This is a genomic window from Comamonas sp. MYb21 (assembly GCF_037479395.1).
GTDB lineage: Bacteria > Pseudomonadota > Gammaproteobacteria > Burkholderiales > Burkholderiaceae_C > Comamonas.
Genome location: NZ_JBBGZC010000009.1, coordinates 232,826 through 256,807, shown reverse-complemented (window position 1 = coordinate 256,807; position 23,982 = coordinate 232,826). Strand labels below are relative to the sequence as shown.

General features: G+C 64.0%; 19 protein-coding genes. 14 read left to right on the top strand and 5 right to left on the bottom strand.

The window, feature by feature from the left end; all coding sequences use genetic code 11:
- Positions 1-6: 6 nt before the first annotated feature.
- Positions 7-882, bottom strand: coding sequence for a GntR family transcriptional regulator (locus WH367_RS15225; RefSeq protein WP_339536726.1), 876 nt, complete (start codon positions 880-882; stop codon positions 7-9).
- A gap of 242 nt (positions 883-1,124) precedes the next feature.
- On the opposite strand from WH367_RS15225, the gene WH367_RS15220 reads away from it, so the two are divergent.
- The 9 genes from WH367_RS15220 (at position 1,125) to WH367_RS15180 (ending at position 11,179) form a co-directional block, all read left to right on the top strand.
- A complete protein-coding gene (locus tag WH367_RS15220; protein WP_339536724.1) occupies positions 1,125-2,276 on the top strand; it encodes a C45 family peptidase in 1,152 nt (383 codons plus the stop codon).
- A gap of 5 nt (positions 2,277-2,281) precedes the next feature.
- On the top strand, positions 2,282-3,226 hold the full coding sequence (locus tag WH367_RS15215; protein WP_339536723.1) for an ABC transporter permease: 945 nt from the start codon (positions 2,282-2,284) through the stop codon (positions 3,224-3,226).
- Positions 3,223-4,041: an ABC transporter permease gene (locus WH367_RS15210; protein ID WP_021027991.1), complete on the top strand. Its 819-nt coding sequence runs from the start codon at positions 3,223-3,225 to the stop codon at positions 4,039-4,041. The genes WH367_RS15215 and WH367_RS15210 overlap by 4 nt, the downstream gene beginning before the upstream one ends.
- A complete protein-coding gene (locus tag WH367_RS15205; protein WP_339536722.1) occupies positions 4,038-5,714 on the top strand; it encodes an ABC transporter ATP-binding protein in 1,677 nt (558 codons plus the stop codon). Before WH367_RS15210 ends, WH367_RS15205 begins: the two co-directional genes overlap by 4 nt.
- 28 nt (positions 5,715-5,742) lie before the next feature.
- The gene (locus tag WH367_RS15200) at positions 5,743-6,606 is read left to right on the top strand and encodes an alpha/beta hydrolase (RefSeq protein WP_339516994.1); all 864 of its coding nucleotides are present in this window, start codon (positions 5,743-5,745) and stop codon (positions 6,604-6,606) included.
- 51 nt (positions 6,607-6,657) lie between these two features.
- Positions 6,658-8,220 carry an ABC transporter substrate-binding protein gene (locus WH367_RS15195; protein WP_339536721.1) on the top strand — a complete coding sequence of 521 codons (1,563 nt, stop codon included), beginning with the start codon at positions 6,658-6,660 and terminating at the stop codon, positions 8,218-8,220.
- Positions 8,221-8,309: 89 nt separating this feature from the next.
- Positions 8,310-9,746, top strand: a complete 1,437-nt coding sequence (locus tag WH367_RS15190; protein ID WP_339536720.1) for an amidase — start codon at positions 8,310-8,312, stop codon at positions 9,744-9,746.
- A 12-nt stretch (positions 9,747-9,758) separates the two neighbouring features.
- Positions 9,759-10,394: an FMN-binding negative transcriptional regulator gene (locus tag WH367_RS15185; RefSeq protein WP_339536718.1), complete on the top strand. Its 636-nt coding sequence runs from the start codon at positions 9,759-9,761 to the stop codon at positions 10,392-10,394.
- Positions 10,391-11,179, top strand: a complete 789-nt coding sequence (locus WH367_RS15180) for a peptidoglycan DD-metalloendopeptidase family protein (RefSeq protein ID WP_339536717.1) — start codon at positions 10,391-10,393, stop codon at positions 11,177-11,179. The genes WH367_RS15185 and WH367_RS15180 overlap by 4 nt, the downstream gene beginning before the upstream one ends.
- Positions 11,180-11,188: 9 nt before the next feature.
- Here WH367_RS15180 and WH367_RS15175 read toward each other — a convergent pair whose 3' ends face one another.
- Complete coding sequence (locus WH367_RS15175) at positions 11,189-11,488, bottom strand: hypothetical protein (RefSeq protein WP_339536716.1); 300 nt, start codon at positions 11,486-11,488, stop codon at positions 11,189-11,191.
- Positions 11,489-11,556: 68 nt separating this feature from the next.
- Positions 11,557-11,817 (bottom strand): DUF2061 domain-containing protein, encoded by a 261-nt coding sequence (locus WH367_RS15170; protein WP_339536715.1) that lies wholly within the window; start codon positions 11,815-11,817, stop codon positions 11,557-11,559.
- 339 nt (positions 11,818-12,156) lie between these two features.
- Here WH367_RS15170 and WH367_RS15165 point away from each other — a divergent pair, with 339 nt between their 5' ends.
- The 4 genes from WH367_RS15165 (at position 12,157) to WH367_RS15150 (ending at position 17,606) form a co-directional block, all read left to right on the top strand.
- On the top strand, positions 12,157-13,716 hold the full coding sequence (locus WH367_RS15165) for a DUF4178 domain-containing protein (RefSeq protein ID WP_339536713.1): 1,560 nt from the start codon (positions 12,157-12,159) through the stop codon (positions 13,714-13,716).
- 68 nt (positions 13,717-13,784) lie between these two features.
- Entirely contained in the window at positions 13,785-14,003 is a 219-nt protein-coding gene (locus WH367_RS15160) for a DUF350 domain-containing protein (protein ID WP_021027983.1), read from the top strand.
- 353 nt (positions 14,004-14,356) lie between these two features.
- Positions 14,357-15,844 carry a polyamine aminopropyltransferase gene (locus WH367_RS15155; protein WP_339536762.1) on the top strand — a complete coding sequence of 496 codons (1,488 nt, stop codon included), beginning with the start codon at positions 14,357-14,359 and terminating at the stop codon, positions 15,842-15,844.
- A gap of 1 nt (position 15,845) precedes the next feature.
- On the top strand, positions 15,846-17,606 hold the full coding sequence (locus WH367_RS15150) for an FAD-dependent oxidoreductase (protein WP_339536712.1): 1,761 nt from the start codon (positions 15,846-15,848) through the stop codon (positions 17,604-17,606).
- Between the two features lie 315 nt (positions 17,607-17,921).
- Here the strand turns inward: WH367_RS15150 and WH367_RS15145 are convergent, their stop codons facing one another.
- On the bottom strand, positions 17,922-21,674 hold the full coding sequence (locus WH367_RS15145) for a hypothetical protein (protein ID WP_339536711.1): 3,753 nt from the start codon (positions 21,672-21,674) through the stop codon (positions 17,922-17,924).
- Between the two features lie 307 nt (positions 21,675-21,981).
- Positions 21,982-23,316 carry an FAD-dependent monooxygenase gene (locus WH367_RS15140; protein ID WP_339536710.1) on the bottom strand — a complete coding sequence of 445 codons (1,335 nt, stop codon included), beginning with the start codon at positions 23,314-23,316 and terminating at the stop codon, positions 21,982-21,984.
- Between the two features lie 175 nt (positions 23,317-23,491).
- Here WH367_RS15140 and WH367_RS15135 point away from each other — a divergent pair, with 175 nt between their 5' ends.
- Positions 23,492-23,848: a MarR family winged helix-turn-helix transcriptional regulator gene (locus WH367_RS15135; protein WP_339536709.1), complete on the top strand. Its 357-nt coding sequence runs from the start codon at positions 23,492-23,494 to the stop codon at positions 23,846-23,848.
- The last annotated feature ends 134 nt before the right edge of the window (positions 23,849-23,982 follow it).

The window sequence follows — 23,982 nt, the reverse complement described above, 5'->3', positions numbered from 1 at the left end:
CTGTTTTTAGATTTCTGCCGAGCGCGAAATATGCCGGCGCAGCAGCGCCGCGGCATAGTCGGCATCGCCTTCCTTGAGCGCCTTCAGAATGCCCAGGTGGTCGGTGCAGGCCTGGCGGATGTGCTGCTCGCTCAGGTGGCTGAAATGCGCAAACTCCGAGATCTTGCGCAGCGAATTCTGCCGGCGCACCGACTCGATCAAAAAGCGGTTGCGCGACCAGGACACCAAGGTTTCATGAAAATTCGCATTGGCCTTGAACCACACATCCTGGCGCAGCTGCTCAACGGGCATCTGCAAGATGTCTGACTGCTCGCGGAACAGCTGCTGCAGCTGTTCCGGGTCGGGCGCAAAGCCCGCCATCTTCAGCGCGCCGCACTCGACGATCAAGCGAAAGTCATAGCTCTCATGCACGGCCTGGGGGTTGTCCAGGCTCTCGGTAAAGCGCCAGCCGTGGCCGGGCAGGCGCTCGGTCAGGCCCTCGGCGGCAAAGCGCATCAGCACGCGGCGCACGGCGCCCCGGGTCACGCCAAACAGCTCCACCAGCTGCGCCTCGGAGACTTCGCCGGCCAGCTGGCCGCTGGCGCGGTGGTTCATGATCTGGCTGTACAGCGCCTCGGCCTCAGAAGGGGGCACCAGCTGCTCCAGGGCATCGTCGCCATCGGGCACGCGCTCGACCCGAAACCCCCGGCCTGGGTGGTAGGCCACCAGACCCTGGGCGGTCAGCAGCATCAGCGCCTGGCGCACCGGCGTGCGCGAGACCTTGAGCTCATTGGCCAGGTGCAGGTCGGAGATGCGGTCGCCCACGCGCCAGCGGCCACCATGCATCAGCGCCGTCAGCTGGCGCGCGACGTCGATCTGCAAAGAACTCAGCGATTGCTTCAAACCGATTCTCCCCTGGGTAGTGCTGCTGCGGCCCGCGCCTGCGCAATCCGGTGGCAATGGCGGCGGCGCGCAGCATCTTGTTTTTGCCGGCCAGCCCCGAGCATACGCGCCAGGCTTCCCGTCTTGGCAGCATCCTTCATCGTAGTTTCCCTAAGTTTTGTTTGATTCTATAAAAAACAAATTGACAGTCAATGACCAGGAAATTAATGTATTAAAAGTTCACAAAACACAAAAGGAAAAAGATGTCGCCGTTTCCACTCGTCACGCTGTCTGGCGCCCCCCAAGCCCGAGGGCGCCAGTATGGCGCGGCGCTCAAAGACCGCATTGCCCGCAGCGCAGCGCTCTACGGCGGCGCGCTGGAGAAGTACGGCATCAGTGCCGCACACAAGGCCGCGCTGATCGCCGAGTACGCCCAGAAGATCGCCGCCTTTGACGAGAACTACCTCAAAGAAATGCGCGGCATTGCCGAGGGCTCGGGCGTTGCGCTGGACGACATCGTGATGATCAATGCCCGCACCGAGGTGGTGGCCCTGGCGCGCGCCCAGTCCACCAAGCCCGTCGATGACGAGCTGGACGACGGCTGCACCGGCGCCATGCTGCTGCCCGAGCGCAGCGCCTCGGGCAACCTGATCCATGGCCAGAACTGGGACTGGCGCGCCGAATGCGCCGAGACCGGCGTGGTGCTGCGCGTGCGCCAGGACCATGGCCCCGACTACCTGACCTTTGTCGAAGCCGGCGGCCTGGCCCGCAGCGGCCTCAACGCTGCAGGCATCTCGATCACCGCCAACTACCTGGAATGCGAGCGCGACTATACGAAGCTGGGCATTCCGCTGGGCCTGATCCGCCGCAAGGTGCTGGAGCAGGAACACTTTGCGCTGGCCGCCAAGGCCGTGGCCACCACGCCCAAGTCCTGCTCCAACAACATCATGGTGGCATCGGCCGCGGGCTTTGGCATTGACTTTGAATGCGCGCCTGACGAGGCCTTCCCGCTCTACCCCGAGGACGGCATGATCGTGCACGCCAACCACTGGGTCAGCCCCGTGGCGCTGGCCAAGCTGCGCGACACCGGCATCCCCCATGTGCCCGAGAGCTTTTACCGCGACTGGCGGGTGCGCAAGATCCTGCAGGAGCAAGGCCGCCTGCTGACGCGCGAATCGCTGAAGAAGGCGCTGTTTGACGACTTCCTCTCGCCGTACGCGGTCTGCCGCCCACCGCGCCCCGCCGATGGCGGCAACCTGACCGCCACCGTCGCGATGATCGTCATGGAGCCGGCGCTGGGCATCATGGAGATTGCGCCGCTCCCGGCCATCAACCGCCAGTTCACCACCTACCGCCTGCATGGCGATGGCGCGGCTGAACCGTCTGCCGCCGCCGCTGCGGCGCTGGAGCACTGAGCGCCATGTGGAAATTCGCTGCCACCCGCATCGGCATGGCGATTCCGACCTTGGTGATCGTGGCGCTGGCCGTCTTCATTCTGGTGCGCCTGATCCCCGGTGACCCGGCAGCGCTGATGCTGGGTGACTCGGCCGATGCCGCATCGCTGGCGGCCCTGCGCGAGCAGCTGGGCCTCAACGCCAGCCTGCCCACGCAGTTCCTGGTCTGGTCCAGCCATGTGCTGCAGGGCGATCTGGGCCAATCCATCTCCAACCGCCAACCGGTTGCTGCGCTGATCTGGGAGCGTTTTGCCGTCAGCGCCCAGATCGTGCTGCCTGCCGTGCTGCTGGCCACCCTGGTCGCCGTGCCGCTGGGCATGCTGGCCGCCTGGCGCCAGGGCCGCATCACCGACCTGGCCCTGGTGGCCACCGCCACCTTGCTGCTGTCGCTGCCAGCCTTTTGGATGGGGCTGCTGCTCTTGATGTTCTTCGCGCTCAAGCTGGGCTGGTTTCCGGTGGTAGGCTTTGTCGCCTTTGGCGAGAACCCGCAGCAGGCGCTGCTCTACCTGGTGCTGCCGATCACCACCTTGCTGCTGCACGAGATCGGCGTGATCCTGCGCATGACCCGCGCTTCCACCTTGGAAGTGCTGCACCTGGACTACATCACCCATGCCCGCGCCAAGGGCCTGAGCGAGATGACGGTGATGCTGCGCCATGCCTTCAAAAGCGCCTTCGGCCCGACCTGGACCCTGCTGGGCCTGATCCTGGGCAACCTGCTCGCCGGGGTGGCGGTGATCGAGACTGTTTTCACCATTCCGGGCCTGGGCCGTCTGCTGGTCGATGCGATCTTTGCCCGCGACTACCCGCTGATCCAGGGCTGCCTGCTCTTCATCGCCAGCATCTATGTGTTGGTGAACCTCTTCGTGGACCTGCTCTACCCCATCTTTGACCCCAGGGTGGCCGCATCATGAACCGCCGCTCCCTCTCCTTCTGGCTGGGCGCTGGCCTGGTCTCCGTGGTGGTCGTCGTGGCCTTGCTGGCCACGTTCTGGACGCCGTATGACCCGCTCAAGCTCGACTTCAAAACCCGCCTGGCAGCGCCCGGCTGGCAACACTGGATGGGCACCGACGAGCTGGGCCGCGATGTGCTCAGCCGCCTGATGCGCGGCACGGCCACCAGCATCCGCATCAGCCTCAGCACGGTGTTTCTGGCCACCTTCTTTGGTGTGCTGATCGGCGCGCTCAGTGGCTATCTGCGTGGCTGGCCCGACCGCATCCTGATGGCCATCAACGATGCGCTGCTGGCCTTCCCGGGCCTGTTGATGGCGCTGGGCCTGCTGGCGGTGTTTGGCGCCAGCACCACCGGCATCATCATCGCACTGGCACTGGCCTATGCGTCATCGGTGGTGCGGGTGGTGCGCGGCACGGTGCTGGGCCTGCGCGAGCGTGATTTTGTGCGCGCCTCGCGCGTCATGGGCAACTCCGAGACCTACACCCTGCTGCGCCATGTGCTGCCCAACTGCATTGCACCGGTGATCGTCATGGCCACCTCGATGTGCGGCTGGATCATTCTGGCCGAGAGCTCGCTGAGCTTTCTGGGCCTGGGCGTGGCGCCCCCCGCACCCACCTGGGGCAACATGCTGGCGGGCAGCCGATCCTATGTCAGCCAGGCGGCCTGGCTGGCAATCTTCCCAGGGCTGGCGATCTCGCTGGCACTGCTGGGCATCAACCTGCTCGGCGACGCCCTGCGCGACCGGCTCGACCCACGCATGCGGAGGCGCGTATGACCCCATCCCCTACCCTGCTGCAGATCCAGAACCTGAGCCTCTCGGCCGGCGCCGGCAAACTGGTGGTGCGCCATGCATCCTTGCAGCTGGCCGCTGGCGAGATTGTCGGCATCGTCGGCGAATCGGGCTCGGGCAAGACCATGCTCAGCCGCGCCGTGATGCGGCTCACGCCCCATGCCATCAGCCGCAGCGCGGGCGACATTCTGCTGGACGGCCAGTCGCTCTACGCGATGAACGAGCGCCAGCTGCGCGCTGTGCGCGGCCCGCGCGTGGCCATGGTGTTCCAGGAGCCGATGACCTCGCTCACGCCCACCCTGAGCATTGGCGAGCAGCTGCTCGAAGGCCTGCGCATGCACCTGCCCCAGGCGCGCGACGAGCACATGCCGCGCATCCATGCGATGCTCGAGCGCGTCGGCCTGCGCGACACCCAGCGCATCCTGACCGCCTTCCCGCATGAGTTCTCGGGCGGCATGCGCCAGCGCATCATGATCGCCTCGGCCATGCTGCTGCGCCCGGCGCTGTTGATTGCCGACGAGCCCACCACGGCGCTGGATGCGGTGGTGCAGCGCGAGGTGATGGAGATGATGCTGGAGCTGACGCGCGAGAACGGCACCGCCGTGCTGCTGATCAGCCATGACCTGCCGATGGTGGCCCGCTATGCCGACCGCATGGTGGTGATGAAGCAGGGCGACATCGTAGAGACCGGCCCCACTGCCCAGGTGCTGGCCGCCCCCGCGCATGACTACACGCGCCAGCTGCTGCGCACCCTGCCCCAGCGCCGCGCACCGCGCCAGATCGACCGCACAGCGCCGCTGATGTCCGCCCGCGACCTGGTGCTGGAGTTTGGCGGCCGCCAGCGCTGGTTCCGCAAGGGGGCACCGGCACGCGTGCTCAAGGGCATCAGCCTGGATATCTTCCCCGGCGAGGTGGTGGCTGTGGTCGGCGAATCGGGCTCGGGCAAGACGACGCTGGGCATGATCCTGTCGGGCCTGCTCAAGCCCACCAGCGGCAGCCTGCGCTACAAGGGCCAGCCCTTGCTGCCGGGCAGTACGGGCTTCAAGGACTACCGCTACAACTGCCAGATGGTCTTCCAGGACCCCTACTCCTCACTCGACCCGCGCATGACGGTGCAGGCCCTGGTGGCCGAGGCGCTGCGCATGGCTGAGGGCCTGAGCGCCAGCGACAAGCGCGAGCGCGTGCAGCAGGCGCTGGTCGATGTGGGGCTGGGCGGCGATTTTGCGACGCGCTACCCGCATGAGCTCTCGGGCGGCCAGCGCCAGCGCGTGGCCATTGCCCGCGTGCTGGTGCGGCGCCCGGCGCTGATGATTGCCGACGAGGCGGTCTCTGCGCTGGATGTGACGGTGCGCGCCCAGGTGCTGGACCTGCTGGCCGAGCTGCAGCAGCGCTATGGCTTCTCGTGCCTGTTCATCAGCCACGACCTGGGCGTGGTCGAGCAGATTGCCGACCGGGTCATCGTCGTGCAAGGCGGGGTGATTGCCGAGCAGGGCACGCGCGACGCCGTGTTTGACCAGCCGCAGAACCCCTATACGCGCCAGCTGCTCGATGCCATCCCGATGCTGCAGGCGACGCCCGATGGCGGCGTGCACCTGCGCTGGCGCCATGCCGAGGGCCGGGCCAACGCCCCTGCGGACAACGCCGCCTGCCCTGCCTAAAAATTCAGCAACTTTTCAGGAGTCCTCTATGTCATCCCCTCCCGCCCGCCAGGGCCACGGCATCAAGCTCAGCTATTACGACTTTGGCGCCACCACCTTTTTTGCCAGCCAGTTCGACCAGCGCTTCAGCTACTGCCTCTATGTGCCCAAGAACTACAGCGAGAGCGAGGACAAGCGCTATGACCTGGCCGTGATCGTGCACGGCACCGGCCGCACCGCCAGCCAGTACCGCGACCGCTTTGCCGACTTTGCCGACCGCAATGACTGCATCGTGCTGGCGCCGCTTTTCCCCGCCGGCATTGGCGTGGCGGGCGACCTGGCCAACTACAAGCGCATTCTTTTCCATGGCATCCGCTATGACCAGGTGCTGCTGTCCATGGTCGATGAGGTAGCGGCCAAGTACCGCCTGCGCAGCCAGCGCTTTCTGATGTATGGCTTCTCGGGCGGCGGGCAATTCTGTCAGCGCTTTTTTCTGCTGCACCCCGAGCGCCTGCAGGCCGTCTCGATTGGCGCGCCGGGCGTGGTCACCCTGCTCAACACCGACTACGACTGGTGGGTGGGCGTGCGCGATATCGAGCAGCGCTTTGGCCGCAGCCTCAACCTGGCCGCGATGCGCGAGGTAGCCGTGCAGACCATCATCGGCACGGCCGACACCGCCACCTGGGAGATCACCATTCCGCGCGACAGCGCGCTGTGGATGGATGGCGCCCAGCTGCAGGGCGACAACCGCATCGAGCGCATCACCGCGCTGGCCGACAGCTTTGCCGCGCATGGCATCCGCGTGCAGCGCGACACCGTGCCCGGCATTGCGCACGAGCCCTTCAAGGTCATCGAGCCGGTCGAGGCCTTTTTGCAGCAGTGCCTGCGCGCGCCGCAGGCCGCCCCGGTGTAAGAACCTGTCCCAAGCCCCCACGCCACCGTCCCCACCACCACAAGGAAGACCATGCCCACCAGCCGCTCTCTTTGGTCGCCCGCGCTGCTTGCCGCAGCCTGCGCGCTCAGTGCCCACAGCCAGGCCGCCGGCGTCCCCGATATGCTGCGCGTGGCGCTGCATGCCGATATCGCCAGCGTCAACCCCGGCGTTAACCGCGACGCCAACTCCGACATGGTGATGGCCCATGTGGTCGAGGGCCTGGTGGCCTATGGCGAGGACCTAAGCATCAAGCCCATGCTGGCCAGCAGCTGGAAGGCCAATGACGACAGCACCAGCTACGAGTTCAAGCTGCGCCCCAATGTGCGCTTTCACAATGGCAAGACCTTGTCGGCCGCCGATGTGGTGTGGAACTTCAAGCGCTACCTCGATCCCAAGACCAACTTCCAGTGCATCAACCGCTACAACGGCAAGATCGGGCCGGCGCTGCAGGAGGTGAAGGCGGTCGACGCACAGACCGTGCGCTTTAGCTTCTCGGCGCCCGCGCCCAACTTCTTGATGACCCTGGCGACCATCCAGTGCACGCCCTGGATCATCCACCCCGACTCCGTGGCCGCCAACGGCAGCGTCAGCCAGGTGATCGGCACCGGCCCCTACAGCTTTGCCGAGAAGCAGACCGGCCGCTACACCGAGCTCAAGCGCTTTGCCGACTACAGCGCGCTGCCCGGCGCGCGCGATGGCTATGCCGGCAACAAGCAGGCCAGCATTGCCACCCTGCGCTTTGTGACCGTGCCCGATGCCAGCACCCGCTCCAACGGCGTGCTCTCGCGTGATCTCGATGTCATCGACGATGTGGATCCCGACACCATCAAGGTGCTCAAGGACAAGGGCGTGCAGGTGGAGGTGCAACCCACCCCGAGCTGGGTGGTGCTGCAGGTGCAGACCGAGGCGCCGGCGCTCAAGGATGTGCGCATGCGCCAGGCGATTGCCAAGGCGCTGAGCCTGCCCGATGTGGCCGAGGCCGCCGGCAAGGGCCTGTTCACGCCCAACCCCTCGGTGATATCGCCGCTCAGCCCCTACTACGACCAGCGCAGCAAGGCCTGGCCGGGCTATGACCCGGTGGGCGCCAGCGCGCTGGCCAAGCAGGCGGGCTACAAGGGCCAGCCCATCACGCTGCTGGTGGCCAACCGCCAGGAGCGCGTGCAGCTGGCCACCATCTTGCAGGCGCTGCTGGGCTCGGCCGGCATCAACATCGACATCAAGGTGCGTGACTGGGCCTCGCAGCTCGATCTGTATGGCAAGGGCCAGTACGAGCTGGCCATCTTTGCCTACTCGGCGCGGCTCGATCCCTTGCTGATGTACGAGTCGCTGATTGGCGACAAAAAGGCCGAACCGACCCGCCAGTGGGACGATGCGCAGGCCTCGGCCTTGCTCAAGCAGGTGGCGATGGAGCGCGACCCGGCCCGCCGCAAGGACCTGTTCAACCAGCTCCATGCGCTGATGGCCAAAGAGGTGCCCATCATCGGCCTGTACAACCTGCCCGTCGTCACCGCGATGGCGCCCAGCATCAAGGGCTACAAGGGCTGGCCCGCCGGCACCCACCGCTTCTGGGGCGTAACCCGCGCCGCGCCCTAAGTCAGCCTCTGCGCGTGGCCAGAACGCTCTGGTTCTGCCACGCGCACACCTCTTTCCCCGCATTCCGCTCTCTGCGTTTCACACCCTGTATGTCTTTTTCTGCAACCGACTACCGCCTGGCCGACGCCACGGCACTGGCCCAAGCCATCCGCGCTGGTGCGCTCACGCCCCAGGCGGCGGTGGACCATGCCTTTGACGCCATCGAGCGCTGCAACCCCCAGCTCAATGCCGTGATCCTGACCATGCGCGCGCAGGCAGAAGAACAGCTGCGCCAGCTGCCCGCTGATGCGCCGCTGCGCGGCGTGCCGGTGCTGCTCAAGGACGACTGCCCCAGCTATGCCGGGGCGGCGATGTCCTATGGCTCGCGCGCAGCGCTGGGCCATGTCTCGACCACCGACCACACCCTCGTGCACCGCTACCAGCAGGCGGGCATGGTGATTGTCGGCAAGACCAATCTGCCCGAGTTCTCGGCCAATGTGGCGACCGCGCCCAGCCTGCATGGCCGCAGCCTGAACCCCTGGAGTGCTGCGCACAATGTCGGTGGCTCTTCGGGGGGCTCGGCTGCGGCGGTGGCCGCCCGCATGGTGCCGCTGGCCTATGGCAATGATGGCGCTGGCTCCATCCGCATACCAGCAGCCTGCACGGGGCTGTTTGGCCTGCGCCCCTCGCGCGGCCGTGTGGCCTGCGGCCCCGTTTCCAGCGAGAACTGGGGCGGCCTCGTGAGCCACCATGTGCTCACGCGCAGTGTGCGCGATTCGGCGCTGATGCTGGACCTCACTGATGCGCTGGAGCCCGGCTCGCTCTATGCCGCGCCCGCCAAGGCCGAAGCCTTCAGCCAGGCGCTGCTGCGCCCGCCCGGCCAGCTGCGCATTGGCGTGCTGCAGGATGCAAGCCCGGGCCAGGTGCTGGACAGCAGCATCCTGCAAGGCCTGCAGGACACGCGCCGCCTGCTGCAAGAGCTGGGCCATGTGACCGAAGAGGCGCACTGGAACTTCTCGCACGCCGACCTGGCCGCTGCTTTTAGCCGCATCATTGCCGCCTATACCGCGCTGGAGGTGGGTGACCTGGTGCGCAGCACCGGCAAGCCAGCGACGGCGGAGTTCTTTGAGCCGGTGAACCTGGGCCTGGCCGAGCAAGGGCGGCGCCTGGGTGCTGTCGACCTATTGGCCGCGCGCAATACCTGCAACAGCATCGCCCGGCGCCTGGGCGAGATGTTTGGCCGCTATGACCTGCTGCTCTGCCCGGTGATGCCGACCCTGCCCCAGGACTTGCAGGCGCTGGATGTGCGCCAGCCCGATGCGCAGCACTTTATGCAGGAGTTCATGGATGCCACCGTCTTCACCCGCCCGGCCAATGCGGCCGGCGTGCCCGCGATGAGCGTGCCGCTGTGGCAAAGCGCCAGCGGCCTGCCTATCGGCATGCAGTTCATCGCCCCCTATGGCGCAGAAAGCCGGCTGCTGCAGCTGGCCGCGCAGCTGGAGCAGGCCCTGCCCTGGGACCAACGCCTGCCCCCCGTCCACGCTTGATTCCAGACCCCTATGCTCTACACCAAACCCTATTACCAACCCCAGCAGCCCGCGCAGATCAAGGAGCTGGTCGACCGCGTGGTGCTGGGCACCTTGATTACGCCGCACAGCGAAGGCGTTGCGCTGTCCCACCCGGTGTTCCGGCTCGACACCACGCGTGGCGCGCTGGGCACAGTGGTGTCCCATGTGGCATCGGCCAGCGACCATGTGCGCTTTTTGCGCCAGGGGCTGCCCAGCATCGCCATCCTGATGGACCCGGGCGGCTATATCTCGCCGTCCTGGTACCCCAACTACCCGCAGCGCGACAGCGCGCCGACCTGGGGCTTTCAGGTGGTGCACCTGCATGGCACGCCGCGCATGCTCGAAGAAGATGAACTCGTCGCCCACCTGCAGGACCTGGTGGGCCATATGGAGCGTGGCCGCTGCTGCCCCTGGGACAGCGGCGAGCTGGGCCCCGGCGGCATGGAACGGCGCCTGCCCGGCATTGTGGGTTATGAGATGCCGGTGGCGCGCTGTGAAGCCAAGTTCAAGCTGGGCCAGGACGAGCGCCCGGCCGATATGCGCGGCGCTGTCGAGCGCCTGCGCGAGCAGAACCAGCATGCGCTGGCCGATACCATAGAGCAGCACTGCCAACTCCAACAACCATGACCACCGCAGACACACAGACCGACCCCATTGCCGATGCCATTGCACGCCACCAAAGCGGCCTCAGCGCCGTGCCGGAGGCTGCCGCCTTCCATGCCTGGGTGGCACAGCAGCGCGGCAGCTGGAGTGGTGTGATGCCCGGCCTGGCGCAGGCGCGCATGGGGCACATCGATTTCCGCAGCCCCGACTCGGCCGTGGCCGCCGCCAGCGCCAGCATGGACCGCGAGGGCGCCACCCGCGCCTATGAGGCCCTGCAGCAGCGCCAGAGGTTTGACATGGGTGTGGGCCACTGGATGGAGCAGCGCTGCGTCTACCAAAGCAGCAACTACGCATCCACCCGGCTGGAAGGCGCGATGCGCGACTGCCACCTGGGCCTGGACCTGTTTGCGCCAGCGGGCACCACGCTGCGGCTGCCGTTGGCTGCGGAAGTGGTGGTGGCTGAAGTGCGTGATATCCGGCTGGACTATGGCGGCATGCTGGTGCTGCGCCACCAGGGCCCTGCGCACCCTGAGTTTTTCAGCATCTGGGGGCATTTGAGCCATGCATCGGCCCAGCGCTGGCAGCCGGGCGACCAGATTGCCACAGGCAGCGAGTTTGCCCAGCTGGGCGACTTTGCCGAAAACGGCTGGTGGCTGCCCCATCTGCACCTGCAGCTGTGCCTGCTGGCGTTGCCCGATTTCAGCGACGCACCCGGTGTGGGCGAGCAGGCCTTTGCGCCGGTCTGGCAAGACATCTTTCCCAACCCGGCGCCGCTGCTGCGCGCCGATGATGAGGCGCTGCGCAGCTGAGGGCCGAACTTATTGACCAGCCGGGTCGCAGCGCACCTGGTTCATATAGATCGAGCAGTTGTACTTGTTGCCCTGAAAGCTCGCCTGGTAGCGCGTCGATTCGCGCTGGCGGTCAAAGCCAAAGACCTGCACATGGGCCTCGGTGCTGCTGAAGTAGTTGGCGGTTTTTTCGGCAATCATCTGGTCCGACAGCACGGCATTGCTGCCAATGGGCGCCACCACATCACAGCCCTGCAAGGCCAGCACGGCGACACAGACGGCGGGCCAGACAGCGAAGGACAAGCGCTTGCGCGAGATGGAGGGGGTCATCGGTGCATCCTGTGGGTAGCGGCAATGCGCTACTGTCGCACATCCTGACCCAGCTGTCAGGGGGCGTGTCAGTTGCCTTGCACCGCTACGGGCGCGGTTGCTACTGCAGCGGACGAGCGCGCATTCCAGCGCTGCCAGGCCTTTTCATGGAAGAAAAAGGCAAAGGCCTGCACCGTGGGTTCGAGTAAGCTGAGGGTGAGCGAGGCGATCAGGTTGCCGGTGACGGCGTACGCCACCATTGCGGCCACCGTGATGTGGATCAGGTAGTAGCTGGCGGTCTTCTTCAGCGTTTGGCGGTTGTTTTGCAGGCTGCGGCGGATAGAGGACATGGCGGGTTCTTTCTTGCAATGAGGGCCACTAACACAACCCTTGATACGTCGTTGCCAAGCCTTGCCGTACTACTGTACTGTCTGCGGCTTGGCGCCTAGTCTCAACCGCAAACCTTTGGTTTGCTGGGTCGTGTTAGCGGCCCGAAATCAATGACAGTTCTGTAAATGGTATTTATTAGCAATGACAAAGGCCAATGAATCCTCGCTAAAAACAGCATAGGTCAGCGCAATGCCTGCCGTCACGGGCAGACGGCCCGCGCGCCAAGGCCTGCGCTATGATGCGGTGCGGTTGCCGACCGGGCGCCAACAAAAACACCTTCATAACAAGCCAGACGACCTATGACGACGGACCAGCAACGCAGCTATACGGCACCCTGCCCGGGTTGCGGTGCGCCTGTGGAATTTGCCAGCGCCCAGTCCGCCTTCGCCGTCTGCCCGTATTGCCAAAGCGCCATCGTGCGCAATGGCGATATCCTGAAGCGCATCGGCAAGATGGCCGAGGTCTTCAACGACTACAGCCCACTCAAGCTGAACCAGACCGGCCAGTTTGCCAAGGGCAGCCAGGGCAAGCCGGAAGGCTTTCGCCTGGTGGGCCGGCTGCAGTACAAGGGGGAGACCGGCAGCTGGAACGAATGGCTGGCCCTGGGCGACAGTGGCGAGACCGCCGTCATCAGCGAGGACAACGGCCAGTTTGTGCTGAGCCGCGCGAGCCAGGCCCCCGCCAAGAACCTGCCCCCCGCCGACCGCTGGCAACCGGGCCAGCGCATTGCGATCAGCGGCGTGCAGTACAGCGTGACCAGCGTGGTGCTGGCCCAGCTGATAGCGGCCGAGGGCGAGATGCCGCACCAGCCCGAGCTGGGCAAGCCCTTTACCGTGGTGGAGCTGCGCACCGAAGACGACAAGGTGCTGTCCATCGACTACAGCGAGCAGCCCCCTGCGGTCTACCTGGGCGCGCCGGTGCAATTGGGCGCGCTGAAAATCGCCGGGCTGCGGCCCACGTCGAACAAGAAGGACCAGGGCCGGCACTTCAACTGCCCGCGTTGCGCGGCGCGGGTCGACATCAAGCTGGACACGACCCAGAGCCTGACCTGCCCGAGCTGCGGCTCGCTCATCGATGTCTCGCAAGGCATTGGCGGCGAGCTGCGCGCGGCGATGCAGAAAGACCCGGTCAAGCCCCTGGTGCCGCTGGGCAAGATAGCGACGCTGGCTGGCAGCAAATGGCAGTTGGTGGGCTTTCAGCACCGCATGGGCATCGAACCCGATGACGACGAATACTTTGGCTGGGACGAGTACCTGCTCTACCACAGCCAGCAGGGCTTCCAGTTCCTGGTCAACAGCAGCGAAGGCTGGAGCCTGGTCAAGACCCTGACCGGCGCGCCCGACTACCGCGCAGGCCGCAGCACGGCGACCTGGAAACAGCAGACCTACCAGCTGCAATCGCGCTACCGCGCCGAGACCACCTATGTGCTGGGCGAGTTCTACTGGCCAGTCGCCCGGGGCGACAAGACCGACAATGTGGACTTTGCCCGGGGCAAGGATGGCGCGCAGCTGCTGAACCTGGAGCAAAGCGCGCGCGAGCTGAGCTGGTCACTGGGCCGCAAGATGACGCCCGAGTCGGTCGCCGCCGCCTTTGGCATGAGCGACCAGCTGGCGCTGTTCAAACCCGAGACCAGCAGCTTTTCAGTGCCCAAGCTGGGCTGCATGCCGATCATCATCGGCCTGTTCCTGCTGTTCTTCCTGCTGATCTGGTTGTGGCCCAAGGGCTGCGATACTGCGCTGGAGCGGCGCAAACTGGCCGCCGACCCGACCTATGTGAGCAAGTGCAGCAGCAGCACGGGCAGCGGCCGGTCGTCCAGCGGTTCCTGGGGTGGCTACAGCTCCGGCGGCAGCCACAAATAAACAATGGCTGGCAACAGCACTGCGCAGAGCCCAACCCGGGCGCGCATTTGACGAAGGAGAGAGTTGTGATGGATTTGGAATGGTTCCGCCCTGCGGCGTTTTTTGGCTCCATCCTGTTCGCCATGGTGGGCGTGGTGGTCTTCTGGCTGTGCTTTCTGATCATCGACAAGATCACCCCCGTGGACATGTGGGCCGAGATTGTGGAAAAGCAGAACCTCGCGCTGGGCGTGGTGGTGGCGGCGATGAGCCTGGGCATCAGCATCATCGTGGCAGCAGCCATCGGCTAGCACCCGTTCGTGCCACGCCAGCTGCTGCGGCTGGCATGGCCACTACCGCTGTCGCCCGTTGATGACCGCTGTTGGCCACGGATGGCCGCTGCTGCAGCGCCTGGCATCTGCGCGGGCGATTGGCCCTTTTTCCCTGTTAGCCCACGCTGCTGGTGCCCGCGCGCCTGGCACCGTCCCTGCACTGTTCGCCCGTGTCGACCTCCAGCCCTGACAACCCCTCTGCCAACGCTTCCCCCCCAGCATCGCCCAGCCCGCGCCCCGAAGGCGCTTTAGGCCGCGATGACGCGCTGGAGTTTGGCCACGCCGCCCTGCCGGAAAGCGGCGTGCGGCGCGCCAGCCCGCTGGAAGTGGCGATGCTGTTCAGCGTCTTTGTGGTGGCTGCCTGTGGCCTCTTGTACGAGCTGGCCGCAGCGGCGCTCGCGTCCTACTTGCTGGGCGACTCGGTGCTGCAGTTCTCCACCATCATCGGCACCTATCTGTTTGCGATGGGCATCGGCTCCTGGCTGTCGCGCTACCTGGTGCGCGAGCTGCCGGCGCATTTTCTGCGCATCGAGCTGATGGTGGCGCTGGTGGGCGGGGCCTTGCCTGCCGTGCTGTCCATCATCAACGCCTATGTGCCCAGCGCCTTCCACTGGATGCTGTATGGCACGGTGCTGGTGGTGGGCACCCTGGTGGGGCTGGAGATACCGCTGGTGATGCGCATCCTCAAGCGCAATGTGGTGCTGCGCGATCTGGTCTCCAAGGTGCTGACCTTTGACTACCTGGGCGCGCTGGCGGTGTCGCTGGCCTTCCCGCTGCTGCTGGTGCCGCACCTGGGCCTTATCCGCACCGGGCTGGTCTTTGGCCTGCTGAATGCCTTGGTGGCGGTGTGGGCGCTGTTTCTCTTCAAGGAAGAGCTGCGCCGCTTTGGCAGCCATGTGCTGGCCTGCGGCCTGGTGATTGCCGCCTTGCTGGGCGGCCTGGTGGGTGCCGAGCGGCTCACATCGCTGACCGAGGACCACTTCTACCAGGAACCGATTGTGCTGACCCGCACGACGCCCTACCAGCGCATTGTGGTGACCCAGGGCAAGCGCGGCGCGCGCCTGTACCTGAACGGCAACCTGCAGTTTGCCCAGAGCGATGAATACCGCTACCACGAGGCCCTGGTGCACCCGGTGATGAGCCGCTTTGGCGCACCGCGCAAGGTGGCGGTGTTTGGCGGCGGCGACGGCATGGCCGTGCGCGAGGTGCTCAAGTACCCCTCGGTCGAATCGGTGACCCTGGTCGAGCTGGACCCGCAGATGACCGACCTGTTCAAGAACGTGCCGAGCATGCAGGCGCTCAACAGCAATGCCTTGAACGACCCCAAGGTGCGCATCATCAATGCCGATGCCTTCCAGTGGCTGCAGAAGGCCGACGAGGTGTTCGATGTGATCATCGTGGACTTTCCCGATCCGACCAATTTTGCGGTGGGCAAGCTGTTCACCAACAGCTTTTACGCGATGCTGAGCCAGCACCTGGCCGCCAGCGGTTTTGCGGTGATCCAGACCACCTCGCCACTGATTGCGCGCCAGAGTTTCTGGACCGTGGTGACCACCGTCGAATCGGTGGGCATGCAGGCCACGCCCTACCACGCCCATGTGCCCAGCTTTGGCGAATGGGGCTTTGTGATAGCCAGCCGCCGCCCTTGGAGCCTGCCGAGCACCTTGCCCGAAGGCATGCGCTTTTTGAGCCTGCCCAGCCTGCCGCTGTTGTTTGACTTCCCGCCCGACATGGCGCGGGTGCCGACCGAGGTGAACCGCCTGTCCAACCAGGTGCTGGTGCACACCTATGAGCGCGAATGGGGCAAGGTGGCGCACTGATATGACGGCCTTCTTCCACCCCCAGCCCCCTGCGAACCGCCCAGCCATGCAGCGCCGTTCCGTCCTGAAGGGCGCCGCCGCGCTGGCTGGCAGCAGCGCGCTGGCCGGCTGCAAGCCCGCCCCCCCCAGCACCAGCGCTGCCCATATCCAAGGCGGCTTCATAGGCCAGGCCTGGGAGCGCGGCCATGCGATGCGCGACCGCCTGGCGCAAGGCCTGCCGCTGCCCGCGCCCAGCCGAACCCACCGCGTGCAGGTGCTGATTGCCGGCGGCGGCATTGCCGCGCTGTCGGCCGCCCGCGCCTTGCGCCTGGCAGGCGCCAGCGATGTGGCCTTGCTGGAGATGGAAGACCTGGCCGGCGGCAACAGCCGTGGCGGCACCGTGCAAGGCCTGCGCTGCCCCTTGGGCGCCCACTACCTGCCGGTGCCTGGCGACCAGGCCCCCGAGGTGCAGGACCTGCTTGAAGAGCTGGGCGTGCGCCAGCGCGTGGCCGGCCGCTGGCAGTACAAGGACGAGTACCTGTGCTTCAGCCCGCAGGAGCGCCTTTTTATCCATGGCGAATGGCAGGAAGGCCTGCTGCCCACGCAGGACGTGGCCGCCAGCACCCTGGCCCAGTACCAGCGCTTTGCCCAGCTGGTGGACCAGGCCATGCGCGCCCAGCCCTTCAGCATGCCAACCATGCGCAGCTGGCAGGCCCAAGGCGGCCTGGCCCCCGCCCACCAGGCGCTGGATGCCATCCGTTTTGACACCTGGCTGGCCCAGCAGCAGCTGGACGACCCGCACCTGCGCTGGTACCTGGACTATGCCTGCCAGGACGACTTTGGTGCCGGCTGCGCCCAGGTATCGGCCTGGGCCGGCCTGCACTACTTTGCCAGCCGCCACGGCTTTCAAGCGCCAGGCATGCCAGACGACGCGCATGACAGCGTGCTGACCTGGCCGCAGGGCAATGGCTGGCTCAGCGAGCAGCTCACCGCCCCGGTGCAGGCCGCCGGCTGGCTGCACAGCGGCCACACGGTGATGCGCATTGCCGAGACGCGCCAGGGCGTGGAGATCGACAGCTTCAACCACGCCAGCCAAAGCATCGAACGCTGGCAGGCCGCGCACTGCATCGTGGCGCTACCGACCTTTATCGCGGCCCATGTGGTGCAGGACCCGCCCGACTTTCTGCGCGCCGCCGTGCAGGCGCTGGACTGGGCGCCTTGGCAGGTGACCAATGTGCACATTCGCGCCCCGCTGCGCGACCGCCCCGGCGCCGAACTGGCCTGGGACAATGTGCTGTATGACGATGTGGCCCACGGCGGCCTGGGCTACGTCAACGCCGGCCACCAGCGCCTGAATGCCATGCAGCAGCTGCCCACCGTGCTGACCTGCTACCGCGCGCTGGGCGGCAACCAGCCCGGCGCCAGCGCCCGCACCGCCCGCCAACACCTTCTGGCCCAAAGCTGGGAAGCCGCCCGCGACCAAGCCCTGGCGACGCTCGCCCGCGCGCACGCCGACATCTACGAAAAAACCACCCAGGTCGAGGTCATGCGCTACGGCCACGCGATGGCCATCCCCCGCCCCGGCACCCAGACCGTACTGAGCCGCATCGGCCACCCCGCCACCAGCGCCAAGCGCCCAACGCAGATCAACGGCGAACGCCTCCAAGCCCTGCCCACCCCAAGCACTGGTCGCCTGCATTTTGCGCACAGTGATTGGTCGGGGTATTCGGTGTTTGAGGAAGCGTTTACGCGGGGGTTGTATGCGGGGGTGGGGGTGGGGTGATGGGTGCTGCGCGGCACTCAGCCCTAAACTTGCAAGTGAAGCGGATGGCTGATCTGCTGTAATCTTTGAATGGTACATATCGGCCAGGAGCGGTCACCGGCGACAGGCGACTCTTGGGCACCCAAAATATGACGCCTCATCCTAAATGGTGGGCTACACGTTGGCAGCTACGCTTGTATTGCATGAACGTAGCCGAGCCGGCCTTAGATAGCCTTGTCCTCACTGCACCGTCAAGTGACAGACGAGGGCATGGCGGTAGTCTCAAAGGCTCGGGAATTGGCGCAGGAGCGGCTAATTCCCGCGGGCATCTGACGCTCAGTCCCTAAGCTTGTCTTTCGCTGCACGGATATCTTCGTGATCGGCATAAGCCTCCCAGCTCTTGGCTAGGTCGAACAGCATTGCCATGGTCCGCGGGTATCCTGAAGCGAGCTCCGCCCACTTTCGTGTCGTTTCCGCGTAAGCGCGTTCCTGACCGCCGCCCTCGCCGATTGACTTCGTGAACGCGCCGCGCATATTTTGCCGCCCCATGCGAACGCCGATCTCCACGTCCTCGCTCGCGACCTTCTCAATGACCGCCCGTATAGCGCGATGAGGCCATCCTCCATCGACCGGATCCATCGGCGAATGAGCAAGCACGTGGCCTATGTACTGTTCGCCTATTCGAAGCCGATCCGCCGCAGCGACGAGTTTCTGAACTTCGAGGCTCCACGTGGTGGCCTGACTCTCGTCCACGTCGTTCCCCGTTTGCCCAGGCGCAATCTTGATGCTGCTCAGCAGCCGGTAAGCTGAGGACGCGCGACGCCGGTCAAGCTCGCTAAGCTCGGGCGCTTCACCTGAAGCAGGCTTGAAGACGAGCTTGATGATGTCCACAAACCACTGTGGCTGTTGAAGGATTAAGCGGTGCAGCTTGAGTGGTTTCTTTCGCTCGTCGAGCAGCGGCAGGTAGGCGTGTTCCTTTGCCGCAATCTGCTCGTCCGTGACGTCCGAGCGACCGTCCAGCGCCTTGAACACGGCCTCAACATAGTACGTCGTCATCGTTGTGTTCTGGGGGGGCGCATTGTTGATCTCAGGGATGGCCTGCTCGAGGATCTCGAGCAACGTTGCGGTGTCGACGTCGTCCAGCCGACCGTGCGCCGCAGCCATCGCGGCAATGGCCCGCCCCGCAGCGATGTAACGCTCTAGTGCATACTTCAACTCCTCAACCGAGCCCTTGAGGCCAAACGAATGCTTCTGACCCCAGTAGGCTGCAGCCACCTCGCTTCCAAAGCCATCGACGAGCGCCCAAGAACTGACGCCATCGGGAAGGTTAAGGAGCAGTTGCGCCAGCATTCTTGGTGGCCATCCCTTCTCCTCGGCGGTGTCAATGAGGATCTGGCGCCAGGCATCGAGGGCGCTCTCAAGCCGCCACCCTGATACGGAGGAAGCGAGATTGATAAGGTCGGGCGTTCCTACTGCGGTCGCCCGGAAAACGAACTCTTTGCTGTCATCGAGGCTTATCAAGACCTTCTCCAGCGCTGGCGTGATGAGATACGGAACCTTCACCTTCTGTGCTAGCTCCACCACGGCCGCTACGCCGCCGAAGCTCATGACGGCGTTTACAGCCCGCTCACGCGCCGCATCGACCGCTTTGTCGTCGCCGTCCCGAACACCCTCGATGTAAGGCATCCAGTCGTCGAACAGGTGGGTATTGAGATGAAGTGGGTCCTTGGGCTCGAAACGCTTCACGACGGCATCGAGCTTGTCGATGGACTCGCTCCTCAACGCCCAATCAGTGTCTTGATACGTTCGATTGTGATCAACCTCTCGCTTGAGCGCCTTCCACACCTCGTAGCCGTCTGTGTCAGACTTGCCGTCGAGGAAGCTGGTGACAGCCTGGACGATGGCGTTGAAAGACTCCTGTGGAACTTTGTTCAGCTGGCCGATAAGCGTCGCCAATCGGGTGGCGTCGTCTCCGACTTGCTCGATGGAAAGCTTTACCACGTCGTTCTGGCTTCCCCACACGACACCGTAGGTAAGTTCCTCGACATTAGAGCCACCCGCTTCACGAAACAGCGGCTTCTGCCCCGAGAATGTGTGAGTGCTGCTGCCCGGCAAAAGCTTCACCAGCAGCTCCCACGAGATGTCGGGGAAGTCACGAACGATGCTCACCAGAACAGCATGACGTTGCTTGGCCGTTGCGTTCGTACTCGGCGACCAAGCTAGGAAGATGTCCCGTAGAGAATTCACCGGGCGATTCTGGAGCTTCCCGCCGGGATCCACTGAGGCCAGGCGGGCGAGCACCTCGCTCACGCGCAGTAGGTTAGCCGGGTCCCAGGCGAGGAGCTCCAGTCCCCAAAGGACGCCCACGTGAGGGCTCGTTGGCGACAGAAAGTCGTCGCCCTCTGAAAAAATCGTGTGAATACCGGTGGCGTCGCCCTCAAGCAGCTGCTCAAGGGCGTCCAGAAAAGAATCGGGGGCTGCCTCCGCCAGATACGTCAGGTTGTCGCGCAAGCTGGCCATGAGACGCCAGTCGGAGTGAAGCCCGGGGAGTTTCCGAACGATTTCACTGACGAACTGTTGAGGAGTCTTACCCGGAATCTTGAGGTCAACGAGGTCACTCAGCACAGCGATGTGCAGCAGTGTGGTGGCGAGCCCGTCTCTAAGCCAAGTGCTGTACGTCTGAGTACGCTGGCTGCTCTGCTTAAAGAGCTCACCAGGCTTCGGGGGCGCGATGATCTCGCCGAAGACCTCAGTTGCCATCTCGGCGAGGGCCCTGAGATCGTCTTCCCCCAGGTGCTCACCGATATAGGTGAACGCGTCCACCGGGGCTCTCACCTTCCAGACACTGTCCTCCCGGTCGATTGGTGGGTCGGTCAACTTTCGAAGTGTCCGCAACGGCTTCTCGACGGCGTCGTAGGAATCCTTCCGCGCAAGCTTTTGAAGGACTGCCTTGTCCGACATGTGGGCGGTGTCCCAGCCCCCAGCCAGCAGCGCCGGAATCAGTTCTTCTGTATCGCCAATCCATTCCGGCTTGCCAGGCGACCCGCTCGGAATCCGGCGAGCCAGAACAGCGATGCTGCGGTTGCACTTGCGAGCGAGATCCATGGCTGCGTCCTGTTCTATTCCCATGGTCATCAGCGCTTGCCCCATGGCAAGTGTCGACGGTCGCTCTAAGATGTCGAACTTGCCGCGGGGCTCGTCAGCACCGGCGCTGACGACAGTCGGCCCCTTGATCGCCAACATGCCCACCTCGTTTCGGGCTGATCCGCGAGGAAGGAAGATGAGACCTTCGTTGAAGGCGAGCTGCGTGGCAGACTCGGCGGTATCAACGATGATCGCGCGCGCCTCCAGGTATGAACGCTTTGCAGCGTCGGCACGTCGAATCGCGGCAACGGCGAAGGCAATGACTTCGTCGGACGAGTCCGCGGCGAGGAATACCTTGGACTCGCCTCGCAGGAGAGCATTCACCAACTTCTCGGCCTGCAGCTGACGCGCGCAAAGTACGACGTCTTCGGTGAGCGGTGGATCGAACCGACTCGAGAATTGCTGCCAGAACTCGTCGGTGCTTCGCGCGCCAATGCTCGGCGTGAGCTGGAGTTCCTTGCGCGCCCAGTGAGCAGCGACCCCAGGGTGCATCTCGAGCCAATGTTCAAGCTGGGCGCCATCGATAAGCCGGACATCTTTCCACTCTGCGACTGCCATCTTCTCGTCGACCCACTCGCAGATCTTCTTGAGGCCGTTCTTCCACGACCGTGGCGTCACGAAGACGAACGTCAACTCGGCGCGCTGCTCAGGAGAAAACTGGCGAGTCCGCTTTTTGTAGTCGTCTTCTACTTTCGATATGGCATCTGCGTTCGTGCCGAACTCCCAGACGGAACGACCTGCAGGCACATACGGCAGCATGGCGTCATCGACGTCCAGGTCACCATCAAGGCCCGGAATCTGACCCATCTCTCCGTTTGGAAAACGAAATCCGTTGATGTCGTCAGCCGAGGCCCGGATCAGATCGGCGACTAAGGATGGAAAAGCGAGCCTGGCCGTCGTACGGGCCGCCCATTGATTCAAGTCGAACGCGGTGATCCACTTCACTGTCTTGCTCCTTAAACGCCCCCATTCTGACAGGTCGAGAGAGAGCCGGAGGACCAAGAGCAGCCAGTGGTGAACACCCGACGAGCAAAGTATTCAAAGAATCTCGGGACGCCGCCGGTTTTGTTCAGACCAGCACCGAGAGTACGCTATCGCGTCGTCCAATCTCCGGGCTGGAATGTCGCCGATGGGTCGAACAGCGACAGTTGCCAACCGGCCAGATCCGGTCGCAGGCGTCTGGCAACTTCAGGGTGTTTCACTTAGACAAACTGACGCCGGCTTGAGCTGGATAGCAGGCGCCGGATGACAATCATGACTCCTTAGGTATTGGTTGCTTTTCGCGAGCAGCTTCAACCTGAACAACCTCATGCCCGTGGTAACTGCGAACAGATTTTGCAGTTACTTCAGCAACGTACCCATCCGGACGGATGAGAACATGGTTGAGATCGGGGCGCATGAGTTGCGTAGCCCCGCCATGACGCATAGTTTCGAACAAGCGAGAACCATCCGCCAGCCGCTGGTCGGGAACGCGATCTCCAGGTTTGAGGTCACCTACAGTCACGCCTGTTGACAACCGGCCATCGTTGTAGCTGAGTCCTAGCTGGTTGGTACGATCGCCCCGAGATTTCGACACACTGGTGTGTAGCGCTTTAGTCATGTCAAGGACAGATGCCGCAACTGGCAAGCGCTCTGCTTCATAGCTGTCCAGAATGGACGCGTCCCCGGTCCTGATCGCAGAGACCAGCTTCCATCCAAGATTGCAGGCGTCTTGCAATCCGGTATTGAGACCTTGCCCTCCCGACGGCGGATGGACATGGGCTGCATCCCCTGCAATCAAGACCCGCCCGACACGATACTGATCGAGCATACGGGTCTGATGGCGGTAGTTTGATTGCCACACGACACGATTTACCCTCTTTCCTGTCAGGCGCTGGATGCCACGCTCCAGGCTATCAGCGGCAATCGCCGCTGGGGCCTGCAGTTGGAATAGCTGACCACCGGGGAGTGGGGCCAACGAATGCATCCCGCCCCTGCGAAGCGGGTATGCATGCCAAAACTTCCGGTCGAGGTCCGGCATCTCGACATCGGCGACGACACTGACTCCTTCATCCACGGACGCTCCTATCAACCTAAGGCCCAACAGTCCACGCGTCGTGCTGCGCCCACCATCGCAGGCAGCAACGTAGTCTGCAACCACAGCCTCTCCGTTGGTCAGAGTAACTGTTACGTGTTTCTCATTCTGATGAAGCGCTTTGATGCCTGCACCCAATTCCACCTTACCCCCCAAAGAAGCTACCTTGGCTCGCAGAATCTCCTCTGTCCGCCACTGCTCCAACATGATCAAGTTAGGAAATGGTCGATCTTCCGTCGCGGCGTGACGAGTGCCGAGTGACCATGCCTTTATCCCGAAAGGCCCGAGATGAAGCTTGATGTATGGATAGAGCGTACCGCTCGCCATCACTTCGTCAGCGATACCCATGAAGTCGAGCATTTCGAGCGATCGAGGCTGAATGCCCTTCCCTCGCGAACCTTTGAAATATTCATTGGCTACATCGACGATGCGGACCTCGACATTGCGACGTAGTAGTTCGATGGCGAGAGTCAACCCTGTTGGGCCTGCGCCGATGATGAGAATTTGAGTCATTCAATCCTTCATATGTGTGTATTTTGCATGCAAATAATGTAGCCATGTGGCTATCGGGTGTCAATAAAAGCATGCAAAATACATCCATATGCACTGGACAGATCGCCTCCACCGTTCCTTGATCACAATCTCTGACCTCGTGAGTAGGTTTGATGTAGACACACGCCTACTCGACTTGTCCGGAGTAAAGCTTGATCGTGCGCTCTTTCCCTTGCTGTCGCGTGTTTCGATATGCAAGAACACTAACGTTGCAGAGTTGGCCAATCTTGTCGGACGCGACCATTCAACCGTCAGTCGCCAGATCGTGAAGTTAGAAAAGCTGGGCCTGCTTGTCCGAGTAAGCGACCCCAAAGATCAACGGTCTCGCCATCTCATCTTGAGCACCGAGGGGCAAAAAATGATGGAGAAGATCCATCTGGTGCGTCGTCGTTGGATGGAGGCTCATTTCGCGCAATGGGACTCGGCCGATCGCGATAAGCTGATCGACTTGATGGACCGTATGCTTGTGCGAGACGACGAACGCGACAACTGACCCGGTAAGCGCTGTGTGGAGACGGGTGTGCACCCCTGATGTGATCAGCCGTCGGCGTCGCGCTCGTAAGATCTAATTGCCTTCCTAGTCAAGCACCTTAACCATACCTGGTGCGAAGTTTGCTGTACCACTCG